Here is a 16,485-nt window from a genome sequence, read left to right as displayed (position 1 = left end):
CGTATTCCAAGAATAACACCATACAGCAATAAATCGTTTTCATTGTAAGAATACAAATTTCTCTTATAGCTCTGATGCTTTCAGCGCTTGTGTTTGGACATAAAAAAACGCGCCGAAAGGCGCGTTCTTCAACATATTACGGGTGTTAAAACCTTAGACCAGCCTCAGTTGTTTGCGTGGCCTAGTGGCGTAGTGGCTTCGTGGCTTAGCGTTTCAATTGGCTGATATCTCGTACCGCACCGCGATCTGCCGATGTGGCCATCGCAGCATATGCCTGCAACGCCTGGGAGACGTAACGCTGGCGACCAATCGGCTTCCATGCGTCTTTACCTTTAGCATCCATGGCAACGCGGCGCTCCGCTAGCAGTGCATCACTGATCGCCAGGTGAATACGGCGATTAGGGATATCAATTTCGATCGTGTCACCATCTTCGACCAGACCAATTGCGCCGCCTTCTGCCGCTTCTGGAGAAGCGTGACCAATCACCAGGCCGGATGAACCACCGGAGAAACGACCGTCGGTGAAGAGGGCGCATGATTTACCCAGACCTTTGGACTTGATATAGGAAGTCGGGTACAGCATTTCCTGCATGCCAGGACCGCCTTTCGGTCCTTCGTAACGAATGATGATGGTGTCGCCAGCTTGCACAACGTCGCCCAAAATCGCTTCCACGGCAGCGTCCTGACTTTCGAATACGCGTGCCTTACCTGTAAATTTCAGGATGCTTTCATCGACGCCAGCGGTTTTTACAATACAACCGTTGATCGCCAGATTGCCGTACAGCACCGCAAGGCCGCCATCTTGCGAATAGGCATGTGCTTTATCGCGGATGCAACCAGTGCTGCGATCCATATCCAGGCTGTCAAAACGTTTCTCCTGCGAGAAAGCAGTCTGTGTTGCGACACCGCCGGGTGCTGCGCTGAACAGCTTGTGGACAGCCGGATCTTGTGTCTGCGTAATGTCGTTGTTGGCAATCGCTTCGGCCAGATCTTTACTATGAATCGTTGGGAGTGTGGTGTCCAGCAAACCGGCACGGGCCAATTCACCCAGGATACTGATAATACCGCCGGCACGATGGACATCTTCGATATGATATTTGTCGGTGGCCGGTGCTACTTTGCACAAGCATGGAACTTGGCGTGAGATGCGGTCGATGTCTGCCATCTTGAACTCGACTTCAGCTTCTTGCGCCGCTGCCAGCAAATGCAGTACTGTGTTAGTTGATCCCCCCATTGACACATCGAGTGTCATGGCGTTTTCAAATGCCGCCTTGTTAGCGATTGAACGTGGCAGCACAGAGTAATCGTCTTGCTCGTAATGACGTTTCGCAAGTTCCACGATCAGTCGTCCGGCGCGCAGGAATAATTCCTTGCGATCTGCATGGGTTGCCAGGATCGTGCCGTTACCCGGCAAAGCCAGGCCAAGCGCTTCAGTCAGGCAATTCATGGAATTGGCTGTGAACATGCCGGAACAGGAGCCGCATGTCGGACAAGCTGCGCGTTCAATTTCTGCGATATCTGCATCGCTGACGGAGGAGTCACCGGCCTTGATCATCGCATCGACCAGATCGATCTTAATGATTCGTTGGGTGCCAGGGGCTTTTCCCGGCAACACCGCTTCCACGATTTTACCGGCTTCCATCGGACCACCAGAGACGAAGACAACCGGGATGTTCAGGCGCATAGCTGCCATCAACATGCCCGGCGTGATCTTATCGCAGTTCGAAATACAGACCATTGCGTCGGCGCAGTGGGCGTTGACCATGTATTCGACGGAATCAGCAATTAGTTCGCGTGATGGTAACGAATACAGCATGCCGCCGTGACCCATCGCAATGCCGTCATCGACTGCAATGGTGTTGAACTCCTTCGCAACGCCACCCGCCGCCTCGATTTCACGCGCAACCATTTGCCCCAGGTCTTTCAGATGTACGTGGCCTGGAACAAACTGAGTGAAAGAGTTGACGACGGCGACGATAGGCTTGTCGAAATCGCCATCTTTCATCCCGGTTGCGCGCCAAAGAGCGCGGGCGCCGGCCATGTTACGACCGTGGGTGGTGGTGCGTGAGCGATATTCTGGCATGACTTCAATCTCCAATGATTCAATCGGGCAAAGCTAAATGAGGTGAAAAGTAGCCGTAGACGCAATGTAGTTGCGAAATCGGCGGCAAACTATGGGCGTGATCTGTAGCGACAAATATATCGGACTCGATCAGCATAATCCACCTTTGGCTGCAAATCTGCGCCTAGAGTGCCCTGACCCTATCGTGTTGTCAAATATATGATTCGTTGGTAACTAAGACGTCTTAGATATTAATGGCGTTCAATTTATCGATTCGACACGGTTTTATCGCTTGGTATGTAGTGGAAATATCATTAAATTGAATGTTATGGAATAAATTATTTATAAGCATATAAATATTAGAATATTTTTCTAATAAAGCGTTCTCGCATGTCTAATTTAGGAACGATTTTTCATTAAGTGTAAACTACACTTAAGACTGGCAATCTCGCCAGACAGGTCAACGACGGAAAAATATGTCTTCAGCTCTCCCATCAGACACTTCTTTATTTAAAGCAGATGCTTCCAGCGGTACTTCATCACCATCCGCTTTGCCATCTGAGTTCGCGCTTGATCTGCCAGTTCCGCAGGACCTGAGCCATCAGGCAGAACAAACTTACCAGATTGATCTGGATCAAAGAGTTATGCGACATGTTGATACGCAATTGATCCATGCCGGTCGTGATCCGTCGCTTTACGGTGGGATGGTGAATACCCCCGTATTTCGTGGCTCAACCATTATGGCGGATAACCTCGATGATTGGGAAGCGGGTCGTCAAACGGATAATCCGATGGCAAAGTACGGCCGTTTTGGCACCCCGACCACGCGTTCGTTCGAACAAGCCATCACCACGCTCGAGGGCGGCGATCACGCATTAGTGTTTCCATCGGGATTGTCGGCATGCACCCATAGCATCATGGCTTTTGTTCAGGTCGGCGATCATGTATTGATTACAGATAGCGCGTACGGTCCGACCCGCACATTTGCGGAGCGCGTGTTGCGCCGCATGGGTGTGGAAGTGGAGTTTTTCGATCCGTTGATCGGTGGTGAAATCCGCCAGTTGATCCGATCGAATACGCGCGTCGTCTTTGTTGAATCGCCGGGATCATGGACCTTTGAAGTACAAGATATTCCGGCAATCGCCGAAGAGGCGCACAAGGTCGGGGCTTACGTGTTAATGGATAATACCTGGGCCACGCCGTTATATTTCAAGCCTTTCGAACACGGTGTCGATGTGTCAATCCATGCCGCTACCAAATATATCGTCGGGCATTCGGATGCGTTGTTAGGTGTGGCCAGCGCAAATCAGCGCGCATGGCCGATTTTGAAGCAGGGCGCACACGACTTCGGCCAAACTGCGGGACCGGATGATATCTATCTGGCGCTGCGCGGGATGCGCAGTATGGCCGTACGTTTACGCCAGCATTGGGATAGTGGTATGCAGTTAGCTGAGCATTTGGTGACGCAACCGTTGGTGGAGCGTGTTTTACATCCTGCGTTGCCATCCGACCCCGGCCATCAGCTTTGGAAGCGCGATTTTTTGGGGGCCAGCGGATTGTTCACCATTGAACTGAAGCCGATAGGCCGCCCGGCGTTTGCCAGTTTCTTTGAAAGTCTTCAGTTATTTGGTATTGGCCTGTCGTGGGGCGGGTATGAAAGTCTGGCGTTACCGATTGACAAGCCACCAACGCGGGTCGCGTCACGCAAGACTTACCAGAATCCCCTGGTCCGTATTCACGTCGGTCTGGAAAATATAGATGATCTCAAACGGGACATGGACCGCGCGTTTAAATGTATGGAGCGCGCACTTTAAGATTGTTTGCGTTACTCAGAGTCGATATACCCTAGCGGTAAAGAGGTGGTGTGTTTAATTTGCTCCATCGCGAAGCTGGCATTGACGTCGAACAGTGCGTTTGTCTGCGTCAGCTTCTGGTAGACCTTGTCGTATGCGGCGATGTTGGGTACTACTATGCGCAGCAGATAGTCGACATTGCCGCTCATTCGATAAAACTCGACGACTTCCGGTATGAGCTTCACGGTGGTGCTGAACTGCGCAAACCAGGTCGCGTTGTGTTGATTTGTTTTGATGGACACAAATACGGTCACACCAACATTGAGCTTGGTAGCATCTAATAGCGCGACACGGCGTAACAGGTAGCCTTCCTCTTCCAGTTTTTGAATCCGACGCCAGCAAGGTGTCGACGACAAGCTCACTTTTTCAGCTATCTCAGCGACTGAAATTGTCGCATCCTCTTGCAGGATTGCCAGAATCTGTTTGTCTATTTTGTCCATATGGCGTGCTTAATGTGTTTTTAAACTGGTCGTTGGGAAAAGGGCTTTTCGGCCAATATCAGATGGGAATACGCAAGCAACATCGTGTCCGCAATCAGGGACGATTTTCATCATCCTGTGATGTGGTGATTGCAGTTTTTCTTGTTCGTAAAGGGCGTAAGCCAAACCGCGATGCAGCCGAAACGGTCCCTGCAGCGCCGCACCGCACGATTTATCCAATACTTTATATGCCGCATTTTTATGGTTGCTGCTATCGAGAGCCGCTTCAAGGTAGGTGACATCAGCGGCTTGGTAGGCTAGCCGCGCCGCGCCTGCCGTCGCGTTCGTGGGCAGGGTCGAGGGGAGATTGTCGGTGCCATATTTCCAGGCGTTATAAGCAGGGCAGTCGCTTGCTGTTTGCGACGGAATAATAACCTTCACCGTGCATTTTCCAAAATCACTTTGGCCGTCAGCATCGCACTCTGACCAAGTCACTGGTTGGCCTTTGATCATGGGTTGCGGCCGCTCGGCATCGAAATAAAGCCAGGTTCCTGGATCTGCTACGACATAACGAACGGAATACGATTTGGGTTGGAGCGTCGAAAAGCCGATGTAATGCTGCACTGTCTGTGCGCCAGCGGAGAACCCCGCAATCGTGATGGTCCGCACTGCGGGATAGTGCTGGATAATTGTTTCAATCAACTGATCGATCGCTTTAAATGATGTCATGTCTGGATCATTTTGGGAGGGGCCGCCTTCCATCCAACTTGTGCAGGTCCACACAAAATCACTTGATGTTGCGGATGGTGACTCTGCAGACCGACATTTTTTGGCGTTCGCATCGCCGGCCTGGAACAAGGGAGCAATCACCAATGTGGTAGCAAGCTCATCCGCAGAGGCTGCAGCGATGGCAGAATCAAACGTTTTTGCTGCATCGTGCGAATGGCCGTGAATGACAATTAAAGCGGAATTTATTTTGGGATAGTTGGTGTTGCCGTGGTCGATAGGATGGGATGCATAATAGCCCAATGTGCCGCCATTTTGATGGCCGTCCTGAAGCGTGACTTTAAAGAAACAGGCAGCGCTGGCCCGCGACGAGCAACCATCCTGACGCTGGCTCGGCGCTGTTTCCACTATATTCGTCAGGGCAGATTTTCCTTTGCTAATGGTCGTTTCTGCCGCGCTATATTGTGCGCTGACGAGCGTCATCCCCAATACCAATAAAAATGCCCGCAACCTGAAACAGGACGACGAACTTTTCAAGAAATTATTTTTTCCATGCATGCTTGACGCTTCAAAAGTTACCACGGTTGAAATGAACAATGGATAAACCGACATTCCAGTGATTTTACAATGAGATGGCAAGTCTTTACTATCACCCCACGCGAGATATTAAGAGATAATTTTGGGCAGCCGATATGAGCGTCCAACGCATATAATAAATCCTGACGCGATTTTTTGTTGGCTGATTCTGTCGTTATTTGCTACTGCGTAACAGTTTCCAAGGCGGAATTTAACTGATAACTTTCAATTGAAACGAATTAAAACGCCTATGAAAATAACTTTAGCGTCCGCTATTCAGTTAATGCACGAAGCAGCCTGGGGCAGTTTGGCGACACTTTCGGCACAAATGCTTGGCTATCCTTTTGCGACCATCTTGCCATTTACGCTGAATGAGCAACATTGCCCCGTGTTTCTGCTCAGTGATCTGGCTGAGCATACGAAGAACGTTCTGGCGGATTCCCGCGCCAGCCTTTTGGTCCACAGCGCCGAGAGTCAGAATGTATTAACGGCTGAACGAATTTCAATTGTTGGCGATGTCGTCCCAATTGCGCCTTCTGCTGACCTTGTTGCGCGTTATCTCCGCTATCATCCTGACGCAAAGGAGTATCTGGCGCTTGGAGGTTTTTCTTTCTATCAATTGACACCGCAAAAATTACGTTATATCGGCGGCTTCGGGCAAATGGGCTGGATCGGAATTGAGGAGTGGGCGGGTGTGGAGGTATTACCACTGGCCGACGAAAAAATGCTCATTCATGGCATTGCGAATATCTATCCAAATCCGATACGGATGTTCGGGATTGATTGCTATGGTTTTGATGTCGAAAAAAATGGTAAGCGGACGCGGCAACGGTTTCCCGACGCACCGGTGGCCTTGGCGCAAATTAGCGAGGTCGTCCGACGTTTTGTTGCCGCCGTCGACTAGCCGCTTCAATATTATTCCTGGCGAGCACAGCGAATATTGTAAGGACTTCCTCGGGTGTTCGGGCTACTTTTCTGCCGGTAACATTAAACTTTAAGCGTTAGCTTATTTTAAAAAGGCTAACGCGAAGTATTCAGTTAGGGTAACGAAATACTCAGGACGGCGTGGCCTAACAGCCGAGGATTTCAGCCAATGCCACCAGATTCGTTGCATGAAACGAATTTTCCGGGTGCGAAGAAACGTCTTTTATATGCGCAGCGCCAAACTCATACGGGCGCTCAATGTAAGCGGTTTTTAAACCGCAGCTGCGGGCAGCGTCCAAGTCATCCTGATGGGCTGCGACCAGCATGACCTCATCGGGCGCCGCATCAAATATCTTTGCTACACCAAGGTAGGTCGCCGGATCAGGCTTGTACTTTTTAAACACTTCAGCGGACAATACGCAATCCCACGGCAAGCCAGCGCGCTTCGCCATATTGGTTAGTAAGCCGATATTGCCATTGGAGAGCGTGCAAACAGTGTATTTCGATTTCAGTCGGGTCAATCCCTCAACCGAATCCGGCCACGCATTTAACCGATGCCAAATTTTATTGAGATAAATTTTCTCTGTTTCGCTCATTCCGTCGATGCCGAAGCGTTTGAGAATATCATCCAATATGATGCGATGCAGATCATCAATCAGCGTCCATCCCAACTCGCCCGACATAACTCTTTGCATCGCGGGTTTGTACCCCTCGCGCCAGGCCAGGGCGAACGCATCGCCGTCGACCCCAAGTTGTAACGCATCTATTTCTTGTGCAATGCTGGTGTGCCAGTCGACAACGGTGCCGAATATATCAAATGCTAGTATTTTTATTTGTGTCATTTTTTCTGATCGAATTAAGGCGATGTTCCGACTAATGCTTTTAGCGGTGTAAGTTGAGGCTGTATTTTTATTCATCATAAATTAAAAGTGAATTTCAAGTGTTTGCCGCTTGATTCTTCCTTTTTCGGTTGTGCCTGACAGATTACAACGCATACTTACGGCAATGCTCCAAATAGCCAGCCTCATGGCTGGCGATAAGCTTCACAACGCTGTTCCATAACCACGCCGGTGTCGCCAGGCTCTTGATACGGTTGCATTTGAGTTCGCTTAGCCAGCTTTTGCGTGCAGCTTCGTCCATTTGCCGCGAGTGCGCATAACCGACGGCGTATCCCAGATAGCGGGCCATGTGGGTGGCCTGATCGGCTTGAAGTTCATCGATCTCCAGCTTAAGATCTTGCGGCAACAGTTCTCTTATAAACACGCCACGATTCAAGAAACGTTGCGCAATCATCCGCTCTCCTAATGCTGGTGACATGTGCCGCGCACCTTCCAGCACACGCCGTGCGTTATCGCGCGGCATACTGACGTTCGGATAACGAGGAGCCGCCGCTATAACGGCTTCTTTAATGTCGATCAGGCAATAATCAGTTCCGCCCACGCAAACCAGCACCGCATAGCGCAACCTGCCCAGTGAACTGCAGCCCTTTACCCAGTAGGCGGCGTCTATTACCTCAATCTTTGCGTCGTCATCACGCGACTTTAAGGTGGTGACCAGCTTGATTGTTTCCTTGGCTTTAAACATGGCCGAGATACTTTTTTTCTCCAATGTTGAGAGGGGCCAAAAGCTCTTTCCTAATGGAATATCAGGCCGGGTGTCGACAATACGTTCACGTGCAAGTTCTTTCCAGGAACGCTTGACCGCGCTCCGCAATACTACCTTGACGACCTCAGGCCTTTTTACCGATACTCGCTCCTCTCCAGCTTCGAGAGCCTGTTCGTAACCGGCCACCAGGTATTCAAGCATCTGCGCGGTCACAATTCCTGGCAAACGCGAGCCGCGTGCAACAGCCGCCAGTGACAGCCCAAGTCGCACCAGATCGTGCGCAGGATTGCCGATAATTGTTTGGTCAAAATCGCGTATTTGCACATCGACGTGGCCATCGGACGCTGCCAACGGACCCAGATTGCCGAGGTGGCAATCACCGCAAATCCAGATCGGAGGACCGTGTGGCAGTGTGTGACCGCGTAAGCTGTGCAGCCACTCGTAATATTGCGCCGTATTTCCTCGGACGTACGCATGCGGTGAACGTGCCATTTTTTTGTTGCGACGTGCCGTCAATATCGCCTGACGTGCATGTGGAGCAGGAATTATCATCAATCGGACTCCAGTCTAAAAATCAAGATCGATTCATCGTCGTTAATTACTTGAGCGCCTGCCCGGGAAGAACATTTTTCAACTATATCCGCTGAAGCCCCAAAAACCTATTTGGGATTATGCGTGTGGAATTGCCCAAACGTCCATAGCTACCGTGAAGTAGGCAAGTTTTGATCTTACGGCGAGATTCGCATTCGCCCAGACCGAAGCCGGGGCGTGGGCCAATTCCACAATCCCAAAACGAAATTTACGAAAACCAGACTCGGCATCATTCTTTGCTCTAGTAGAATCGAGCGTATCCATTCTACGAAGGAAAGCCATTATGACCAATCTACAGGCAGTAAATACATTGACCGAATTGCGCAGTGCGGTAAGGACATTTTCTGTAGAACGCGATTGGGAGCAATTTCACACGCCAAAGAACCTCGCCGCCGCACTGTGTGTGGAAGCAGCGGAGCTGCTGGAACCATTTCAATGGCTCAAAAATGGAAGTGATGACGAGCTGAACCCGGAAAAAAGGACTGAAATCCGTCATGAGATCGCGGATGTGTTCCTGTACCTTATTATGCTTGCCGATAAGATGGAAGTCGATTTGATCGAAGCGGCGCAAGAAAAAATGCTGCTGAATGCGATTAGGTATCCGGTAGAGCATGTGCGAGGAGATGCCAGGAAGTATGACGAATACAAATAAAAAAACATCCAATTTACCGTCATCAACGTAGGTAAGAAATAGGGCGTGCGCACAGAGTTACCAAAAGGCGGGGCCGAACTACTTCAACTGGATGTAAAGACGGACAATATGACCTACAAAAAAGTCGGAATAGCCATCGTATTCACATGGTTCCTGGTCGGCGGCACAGCACATTTTATCGCACGTGATTTTTTCCTTCAAATTATTCCGCCTTCGTTACCGCTTCGCATGCCTGCCGTCTACATTAGCGGATTTTTTGAGCTGGTAGGCGCATTAGGGTTGTTGTTTGCGGGTTGGAGGAGAGCGGCCGGGCTAGGTCTTTTCATATTGACCGTTCTTGTGACACCGGCCAATATATATATGTGGCGCAATCCACAGCTTTTCCCCAGTATTTCAGAAGATTTGCTAGCGTTCAGACTGGTGTTGCAGATAGCGCTGCTAGCGTGTATCTGGTGGTCCACATTGCCTGAGCGCATCCTAAAATCGTAATGCAGTCTACACTTCGCGGCGCCAGATTGACGGTAAAAGCGTTGAAAGCACAGCGGCGGCAAAAATGCGGCACAATCGGCTACTTACCTAATATTTGTGAAAAAACATGAAACAAATTACCGCAGTACTCGTTTTTTTACTCTTCAGCGCTAGTGCGTTCGCGGACGAAACGATCGTTATTATTCGTCACGGTGAAAAACCGAAGCATGGTTTGGGGCAGCTGAATTGCCAGGGCTTGAATCGTTCACTCGCATTACCAGAGGTCTTGATCAACAAATTTGGAAAAGCTGATGCAATTTTCGCCCCAAATCCTGCAGTGTTAAAGAAAGATAACGATACAAACTACGCCTATATTCGGCCACTAGCAACGATTGAACCGACCGCTATCCGTCTGGGTTTGCCAGTCGATATAGAGTTTGGTTCCAAGGACATTGCGGCGTTGCAAGCAGCGCTTTTGTCACCAACCTATAAAAATGCAGTGGTGTTCTTAGCGTGGGAGCACCATTTGGCTGAGAAGACAGCAAGGAAGCTGGTAGCAAGCATTGATAAGAATGAAGCTGCAAAGGTTCCGGTCTGGCAAGATGACGATTTTGATAATATCTATGTGATTCACCTCACGGGTGACGCGGGCGCGAAACGGGTGACATTTACCCTTGATAAGCAAGGACTGAATGCGCTCTCCGAAAGCTGCCCGACGCATTAAATTTCAGGCGTGACTTCTTAAAGCGACGGCGAGGAATCAACGAGCGTTCAAGCACAGCAAAGCGTATAAATACTACAACCATTCTCTCTTCGAAAAAGGAAGACCTCATGCAACAATCCAGCGTATGTCAAGATTCCCGTCTTGCACTGACTTCACGCGTTATCGTAGCAAAAGCGCTAAAGGATCTCTCGTGGGAGCAAATATCCGTCGGTAGTGGATTAAGCGTTGTGTACGTGACGGCAGCCTTATTGGGCCAACACGCATTGCCGAAGAATGTCGCCGAAATCGTTTGTCAGCGCCTGGGCCTTGATGCACAAGATGTCGCGGAACTGCAATCAATTCCTCTGCGCGGAAGTATAGCTGGCGGTATTCCCACCGACCCAACAATCTACCGTTTCTATGAAATGGTTCAGATTTACGGCTCCACCTTAAAAGCATTAGTACACGAACAGTTTGGAGACGGCATCATCAGTGCGATTAATTTTAAGCTGGATATAAAAAAGGTGGACGACCCGGAAGGTGGTTCGCGGGCGCTGATCACGCTGGATGGGAAATTCTTGCCCAATAAACCGTTTTAAGGTTTGGTGTCTTTGGCAGAGGTGATTCTAACGCAATTTGGCACCAAAGCCCGATAGACGGATCGATATAATCAATTTCATCAATGCTCAAATATAGTAGGGAATTTGCCATGAAGCCATATGTCATCTGCCATATGATGTCCTCCATAGACGGACACGCGCTCACAGACGGTTGGGCTCGCCCCTTTAAAAAAGATGCCGGCACTCTATATGAGAAGCTCGCCCAGCAATTTGCGTTCGATGCATGGATCTGCGGTAGAGTCACCATGCAAGAAATTGCGCACGGCGACGATTATCAGAGAGGCTTGGCCACAGCGCCTGTCCCACGCATTCATTATTTTGCCGAACGTAATGCGGACTGCTATGCGATTTCAATTGATCCTCACGGAAAAGTGGCCTGGAAGAGCAACCAGGCGCTCGGTTCGCACGTCGTCGCGGTTGTGACGGAAGTGGTGTCGGATGACTATCTGGCCTATTTGCAATCCATTAACGTGTCTTATATTTTTTGTGGCAAGACAGAAATTGATCTGGCCCAGGTTGTTGCAACACTTGCGGACGAACTCGGCACCAAGCGTCTCATCGTCGAAGGCGGACCAGCCGTGAGCGGATCATTCGTAAACGCCGGGCTTGTCGATGAGGTCAGTGTTCTCATCTTGCCGTTGATCGACGGGCGCGGAGAGCATCCAGCATCATTTGAGATCGCAAAAGATGCATGGACTACGCCAATCTATCTAACATTGGCGTCGGCAGAGGTTCAGGATGGTGGCGGGGTGTGGCTGCGGTACAAGAAGCCGTGATGCCCGAAGAAATAACATTTGTCAGCTAAATTCATCCACCGAGCTGGAATCTATGCTCGGTTGGTGTTTGAAGGCGATGCGGCAAACATTTCCTGCCACCCTCCAATAGTTCAACGGTTCAACGGTTCAACAGTTCAACGGTCCCACGTTTCTGTTGCGAGACCCCGGCCGGGTAAATCAATTTCCCACAACCTGATCGCACTGATACAGACCATTTTAGTCGCGGATTTAACCACAGTTAGTTGTTAAATTTTAAATATTTTGCTGAAAACGTGAACTATTTATTGCACGCTGACAAGGGACCATCTTCTTCCGCTGTATTATCCAAATGTACTTTAAGAAAAAAAATCGACGGTGAGTTTTGATTTTCTTCGCCAACTTTTTGTTTGCACTGTGAGCAATTATTTCCGTAAAGGTAGTACAGGCCGTATCAAGTCAAATTGCCAGTCGATACGTGTTCAGCATCGATATTTTGTATTATTTAGCATCGGAGATATTTAATGAAAAAGCAACAATCGGGATTTACCTTAATCGAATTGGTAGTGGTCATTGTCATACTTGGAATTCTGGCAGCTGTCGCTTTACCTAAATTCGTCGATTTGAGAGCAGAAGCTCAATCATCGGCGCTGTTGGGTTTTAAAGGTGCCATTGAGTCTGGCAGCGCCTTGAATTACGCCGGGTCGATTGCAGGCGCAACAGGAACCACTGCCACTATTGGTATTAGTTGTTCGGATGCCGCAACTGCTGTCATCCAAAGTCCATTACCATCAGGCTATTCGGTCAACACCGATCTTATGGTCGCTGGTAATAACGTTTGTGTATTAACTGGCCCATCTGCTACAACGCCGTTGCCGACTGTACCGGTGAACATTCTGGGTGTTTGATTTAACGAAGTTTTTAATCTCTTGATTCTGTAATTCTCCTTCCCTTCAACGAGCAGAAACTCCGTCGCAGTAATGAAGGAAAAGTAAAAAAAGAACCTTAAAGTAAGCCAGTAGACTCTGATTAGTGGCTGCACTTTAGGGTTTTCTTTTGTGCGTCTCCTTACGGACTTTGGCCCTAAGCGTTTTCGATGCGATTGAGATTGTGTATTTCTCGACTCAAAAGCTGCACATAGTGTCTTTCTATGATTGTGCGAGAGGTGAATACTCTGCGCCAGTACGATGAATCAGCTTCGAAAATGACCGCTAATCCCGCCGTATTGATTTTGATTTCGAGTCGACAGGGTGGACGACAATCCCGCCGACTCGCATTCCAATCTAAAACAACTTTGACTATCGAGTGAACAGCTCGGTGGGTCGCCTGAGCTTAGACCGTCTGGCTGGATCGCATTTACGAATTGTTTAGGTTCCCTTTTGACGGCAAGCGCTCAACACTAAAAAAAGACTCCATGCGCGCGCGGCTAAAGGTCGCGTAAATCAACATCCAGCGCCCGAAATTAATCCTCCGTTGTCGTTCAATTTGTTGCGATCTAAGCGATGGGAGCGGAAATTATTCAAATACTAAATAGTAAATGTCAGGACTCATCGGAATAAGAATGAAATTTCAAAGCATCATATGAACTAAGCAATATTTAATATAAATTTTTAGCAGATTAAGTTGGCCTGGAAGTGCAATTCCGGTCGCGCCAACTGAATTCCCGCACAAAATAAAGCAATTAAAATTAAGTTCGTCAGCGGAGTGGCAGCACATTTAGCATCTGGCGGAAGTTATCGCTATATGTTTATTACCTAAAATGAGAGATGGTCTATGGCAGCGCAATATAAAACGCCCGGCGTGTATGTGGTTGAAGAAAATGCATTTCCAAACTCGGTAGTGGAGGTTGCCACCGCCGTGCCTGCTTTTATTGGTTGTACAGAAAAAGCACTGAGAGGTATTCAATCGCTACAAGGCATTCCTACGCGGATAACATCGTTAGCGCAATATACCGTCTTGTTTGGCGGTCCTCCGACAACAAAATTCAGTTTCGTTAAAGCAGTGCCGCCAGCTACAGCGTTCGCAGTGGAAGTCGATGCGACAACGCAATCCTATTTTTATAATAGTTTATGCATATTTTTCGCAAATGGCGGGGGTGCCTGCTGGATCGTTTCGGTCGGATTGTTTGGCGATCTGGCAGCCATCGGTGGTGTAAAAGGCCTTAGCCACGACACGCTTTGCCTCGCGCCGTTGAGCAACCTTCTAAAACAAGCAGAGCCGACGATGGTCGTTATGCCGGATGCAGTTCTATTATCTCTCGACGACTGGCAATACGTGTCTGGTCAAGTGTTGCTTCATTGCGTAAAAATGCAAAGTCGCATCGCCATTTTTGACGTATATCATGGTGATCAGGCCCGTACGTATGACGCAACTAGCGATGTCATCTCCGGGACTGATGGTTTTCGTGATCGGATAGCCGGAGATGGAGACACTCTTAACTATTGCGTTGCATATTATCCTTGGCTCAATACCAGCATTGTTGACGCCAGCGAAGTTGACTACAGTGCATTGACGAGTGACACGCTTCCGGCTTTAATTGATGTGCTGAACGCCGAAGCGATAACACTTTTTGGGGAACCTGCCAAACTGAAGAAAGTAACGGATTTATTGGCAAAAATTCTAACGCCAGTGACTGATTCGACTCAGGCCGCGAAAGATTTAAAGACGAATCATCAGCAATTGAATATGGTTTCGCCGACGTATCAGCTTTTGATGGCGGAGATTCTGATGAAATTGAACGTACTGCCTCCGAGCGGAGCGATTGCCGGGGTGTACACGCGAACCGATAATGGTTACGGTGTTTTTAAAGCACCCGCCAATGTCACAATTTATGGCGCAGTATCACCCGTACTCGACATTACCCATGATGATCAGGAAGATCTTAACGTTCCGCTGGATGGAAAAGCGATCAATGCTATCCGTGCCTTCCCCGGGCGAGGTCTGTTGATCTGGGGTGCGCGAACGCTCGACGGTAACAGTCAGGATTGGCGCTATATCAACGTGCGGCGCACCATGATTATGCTGGAACAGTCGATCAAAATAGCAGCCGAGACCTATATGTTTGCCGCTAACAATGCGCAAACCTGGGTCACCGTCAAAAGCATGATCATCAATTTTTTGACTAGTCAATGGAAGGCCGGCGCCTTGCAAGGTGCTAAGCCGGAAGACGCCTTCAGCGTGGATGTCGGGCTCGGTAGCACCATGGATGCGAATGATATTTTGGACGGATATATGCGAATTATGGTCAAGGTTGCGCTGGTCCATCCTGCGGAATTTATCGTGATCACGTTCCAGCAGCAAATGGCAAAATCCTAATTTTATAGCGCGGAGAACAGAATATGGCAGGCGAAGCACAAAATACGGTATGGCCTTTACCCAAGTTTTCTTTTTCGGTAACGATAGATGGCACGAAAACCTCATTTCAGGAAGTAACCGGGCTAGAAGTAGAAGCTCAGATCATCGAATATCGGGCAGGAGATTCCAAAGCTTTTTCGACTATAAAAATGCCGGGCATTCAAAAATCCGGTAACGTTACTTTGAAAAAAGGCGTGTTTGCGAAAGATAACGCGTTTTGGGTTTGGTTCAAACAAAACTCTCTCAACACTATCAAGCGCGTCAACGTGGTGATTTCTTTGTTAGATCAAGCAGGTGCGCCTACCATGGTCTGGACCTTGGAAAACGCATGGCCGACCAAGATCACTGGTACCGATTTAAAGGCGGACGGCAATGAAGTCGCCGTCGAAACCATTGAACTGGCGCATGAGGGAATGACTATTGCCAATGGCTAACATAGATAAAGGGATCGACTTAGCTAATCAGTTGCAGGCAGCTATGAATCCCCAGTCTTCAACGGCCATTCCGCGAACCCCAGCTAAACCGACAGTCTTTTATCCGCCAGTCAGCTTCCATTTCGCCGTAACACTGACGAACGTGAGTGGAGCGTTCGAGGGGAGCTTTTCAGAGGTAACCGGTCTGGATGTTACCCGGAATGTGATTGAAATAGTTGAAGGTGGAGAAAACCGTTTTACACATCGCGTGCCAGGTCGTGTCAAGTACAACAACTTAATCTTAAAACGGGGTTTGCTTACCATTAACTCCCCTTTGGCCGATTGGTGTATCGGTGCGTTGCAAAGCGATTTGGCGAACGCCCTCAAGCCAAAAGAAGTCACGGTCATATTGCGCGATCATAGCGAGAATCCTCTGATGAGTTGGTCATTCACGAATGCATGGCCAGTTAAATGGAGTCTTTCACCGTTGGCTGCTGATACCAATGCGATCGCTGTGGAGACGCTGGAATTGGCGTATTCATATTTCACCAGAGTGAAGGTGTAGGTGTGCGCGCCGGAAATAAATACGAACCGACAAAGCCATGACAATTGAAATCAGAGAGTTAGTTATACGGGTGAGTGTCCCTGATGGCAATGCGGGGCTTCAGCTTGATTTGTTATTGGCGCAACTACGCAGGGATATAGTAGAGCAGTGCGTTGAAAAAACGCAGGAGCTCCTTGATCGCACCGCTCAGAGATGAATTTAT

The 16,485-nt window shown here is 49.0% G+C and carries 17 protein-coding genes; 12 read left to right on the top strand and 5 right to left on the bottom strand.

What is annotated here, in order from left to right; all coding sequences use genetic code 11:
* Positions 1–205 precede the first annotated feature (205 nt).
* Complete coding sequence (gene ilvD, locus JQN73_RS21100) at positions 206–2,083, bottom strand: dihydroxy-acid dehydratase (RefSeq protein ID WP_205320868.1); 1,878 nt, start codon at positions 2,081–2,083, stop codon at positions 206–208.
* 455 nt (positions 2,084–2,538) lie between these two features.
* Between ilvD and metC the strand changes: the two genes are divergently transcribed.
* Entirely contained in the window at positions 2,539–3,876 is a 1,338-nt protein-coding gene (gene metC, locus JQN73_RS21095; RefSeq protein WP_370551274.1) for a cystathionine beta-lyase, read from the top strand.
* Positions 3,877–3,887: 11 nt separating this feature from the next.
* On the opposite strand, the gene JQN73_RS21090 is transcribed toward metC, so the two are convergent.
* Together JQN73_RS21090 and JQN73_RS21085 are read right to left on the bottom strand one after the other, a co-directional pair.
* Positions 3,888–4,355 (bottom strand): Lrp/AsnC family transcriptional regulator, encoded by a 468-nt coding sequence (locus tag JQN73_RS21090; RefSeq protein WP_205320867.1) that lies wholly within the window; start codon positions 4,353–4,355, stop codon positions 3,888–3,890.
* Positions 4,356–4,364: 9 nt separating this feature from the next.
* On the bottom strand, positions 4,365–5,618 hold the full coding sequence (locus JQN73_RS21085; protein ID WP_205320866.1) for a hypothetical protein: 1,254 nt from the start codon (positions 5,616–5,618) through the stop codon (positions 4,365–4,367).
* Between the two features lie 268 nt (positions 5,619–5,886).
* On the opposite strand from JQN73_RS21085, the gene JQN73_RS21080 reads away from it, so the two are divergent.
* Positions 5,887–6,540: a HugZ family protein gene (locus JQN73_RS21080; RefSeq protein ID WP_205320865.1), complete on the top strand. Its 654-nt coding sequence runs from the start codon at positions 5,887–5,889 to the stop codon at positions 6,538–6,540.
* 166 nt (positions 6,541–6,706) lie between these two features.
* On the opposite strand, the gene JQN73_RS21075 is transcribed toward JQN73_RS21080, so the two are convergent.
* Positions 6,707–7,402: a haloacid dehalogenase type II gene (locus JQN73_RS21075; protein WP_205320864.1), complete on the bottom strand. Its 696-nt coding sequence runs from the start codon at positions 7,400–7,402 to the stop codon at positions 6,707–6,709.
* A gap of 142 nt (positions 7,403–7,544) precedes the next feature.
* The gene (locus JQN73_RS21070) at positions 7,545–8,717 is read right to left on the bottom strand and encodes a DUF2252 family protein (protein WP_205320863.1); all 1,173 of its coding nucleotides are present in this window, start codon (positions 8,715–8,717) and stop codon (positions 7,545–7,547) included.
* A gap of 322 nt (positions 8,718–9,039) precedes the next feature.
* Between JQN73_RS21070 and JQN73_RS21065 the strand changes: the two genes are divergently transcribed.
* From JQN73_RS21065 to JQN73_RS22895, 10 genes are all read left to right on the top strand, one after another.
* A complete protein-coding gene (locus JQN73_RS21065) occupies positions 9,040–9,408 on the top strand; it encodes a nucleotide pyrophosphohydrolase (RefSeq protein WP_205320862.1) in 369 nt (122 codons plus the stop codon).
* A 45-nt stretch (positions 9,409–9,453) separates the two neighbouring features.
* Positions 9,454–9,897 (top strand): hypothetical protein, encoded by a 444-nt coding sequence (locus tag JQN73_RS21060; RefSeq protein ID WP_240162349.1) that lies wholly within the window; start codon positions 9,454–9,456, stop codon positions 9,895–9,897.
* Positions 9,898–10,003: 106 nt separating this feature from the next.
* Entirely contained in the window at positions 10,004–10,600 is a 597-nt protein-coding gene (locus tag JQN73_RS21055; protein WP_205320861.1) for a hypothetical protein, read from the top strand.
* 107 nt (positions 10,601–10,707) lie between these two features.
* A complete protein-coding gene (cynS, locus tag JQN73_RS21050; RefSeq protein WP_205320860.1) occupies positions 10,708–11,178 on the top strand; it encodes a cyanase in 471 nt (156 codons plus the stop codon).
* Positions 11,179–11,288: 110 nt separating this feature from the next.
* Complete coding sequence (locus JQN73_RS21045; protein ID WP_205320859.1) at positions 11,289–11,975, top strand: dihydrofolate reductase family protein; 687 nt, start codon at positions 11,289–11,291, stop codon at positions 11,973–11,975.
* Between the two features lie 500 nt (positions 11,976–12,475).
* Positions 12,476–12,859 carry a prepilin-type N-terminal cleavage/methylation domain-containing protein gene (locus JQN73_RS22715; protein WP_205320858.1) on the top strand — a complete coding sequence of 128 codons (384 nt, stop codon included), beginning with the start codon at positions 12,476–12,478 and terminating at the stop codon, positions 12,857–12,859.
* A gap of 865 nt (positions 12,860–13,724) precedes the next feature.
* On the top strand, positions 13,725–15,266 hold the full coding sequence (locus JQN73_RS21035) for a phage tail sheath C-terminal domain-containing protein (protein WP_205320857.1): 1,542 nt from the start codon (positions 13,725–13,727) through the stop codon (positions 15,264–15,266).
* 23 nt (positions 15,267–15,289) lie between these two features.
* Entirely contained in the window at positions 15,290–15,739 is a 450-nt protein-coding gene (locus tag JQN73_RS21030; RefSeq protein WP_205320856.1) for a phage tail protein, read from the top strand.
* Positions 15,732–16,283 (top strand): phage tail protein, encoded by a 552-nt coding sequence (locus JQN73_RS21025; RefSeq protein ID WP_205320855.1) that lies wholly within the window; start codon positions 15,732–15,734, stop codon positions 16,281–16,283. The genes JQN73_RS21030 and JQN73_RS21025 overlap by 8 nt, the downstream gene beginning before the upstream one ends.
* 37 nt (positions 16,284–16,320) lie before the next feature.
* Entirely contained in the window at positions 16,321–16,479 is a 159-nt protein-coding gene (locus JQN73_RS22895; RefSeq protein ID WP_370551273.1) for a DUF5908 family protein, read from the top strand.
* The last annotated feature ends 6 nt before the right edge of the window (positions 16,480–16,485 follow it).

The sequence above is a fragment of the Glaciimonas sp. PAMC28666 genome (assembly GCF_016917355.1).
GTDB lineage: Bacteria > Pseudomonadota > Gammaproteobacteria > Burkholderiales > Burkholderiaceae_D > Glaciimonas.
This window is presented reverse-complemented; position numbering and strand designations above follow the sequence as displayed.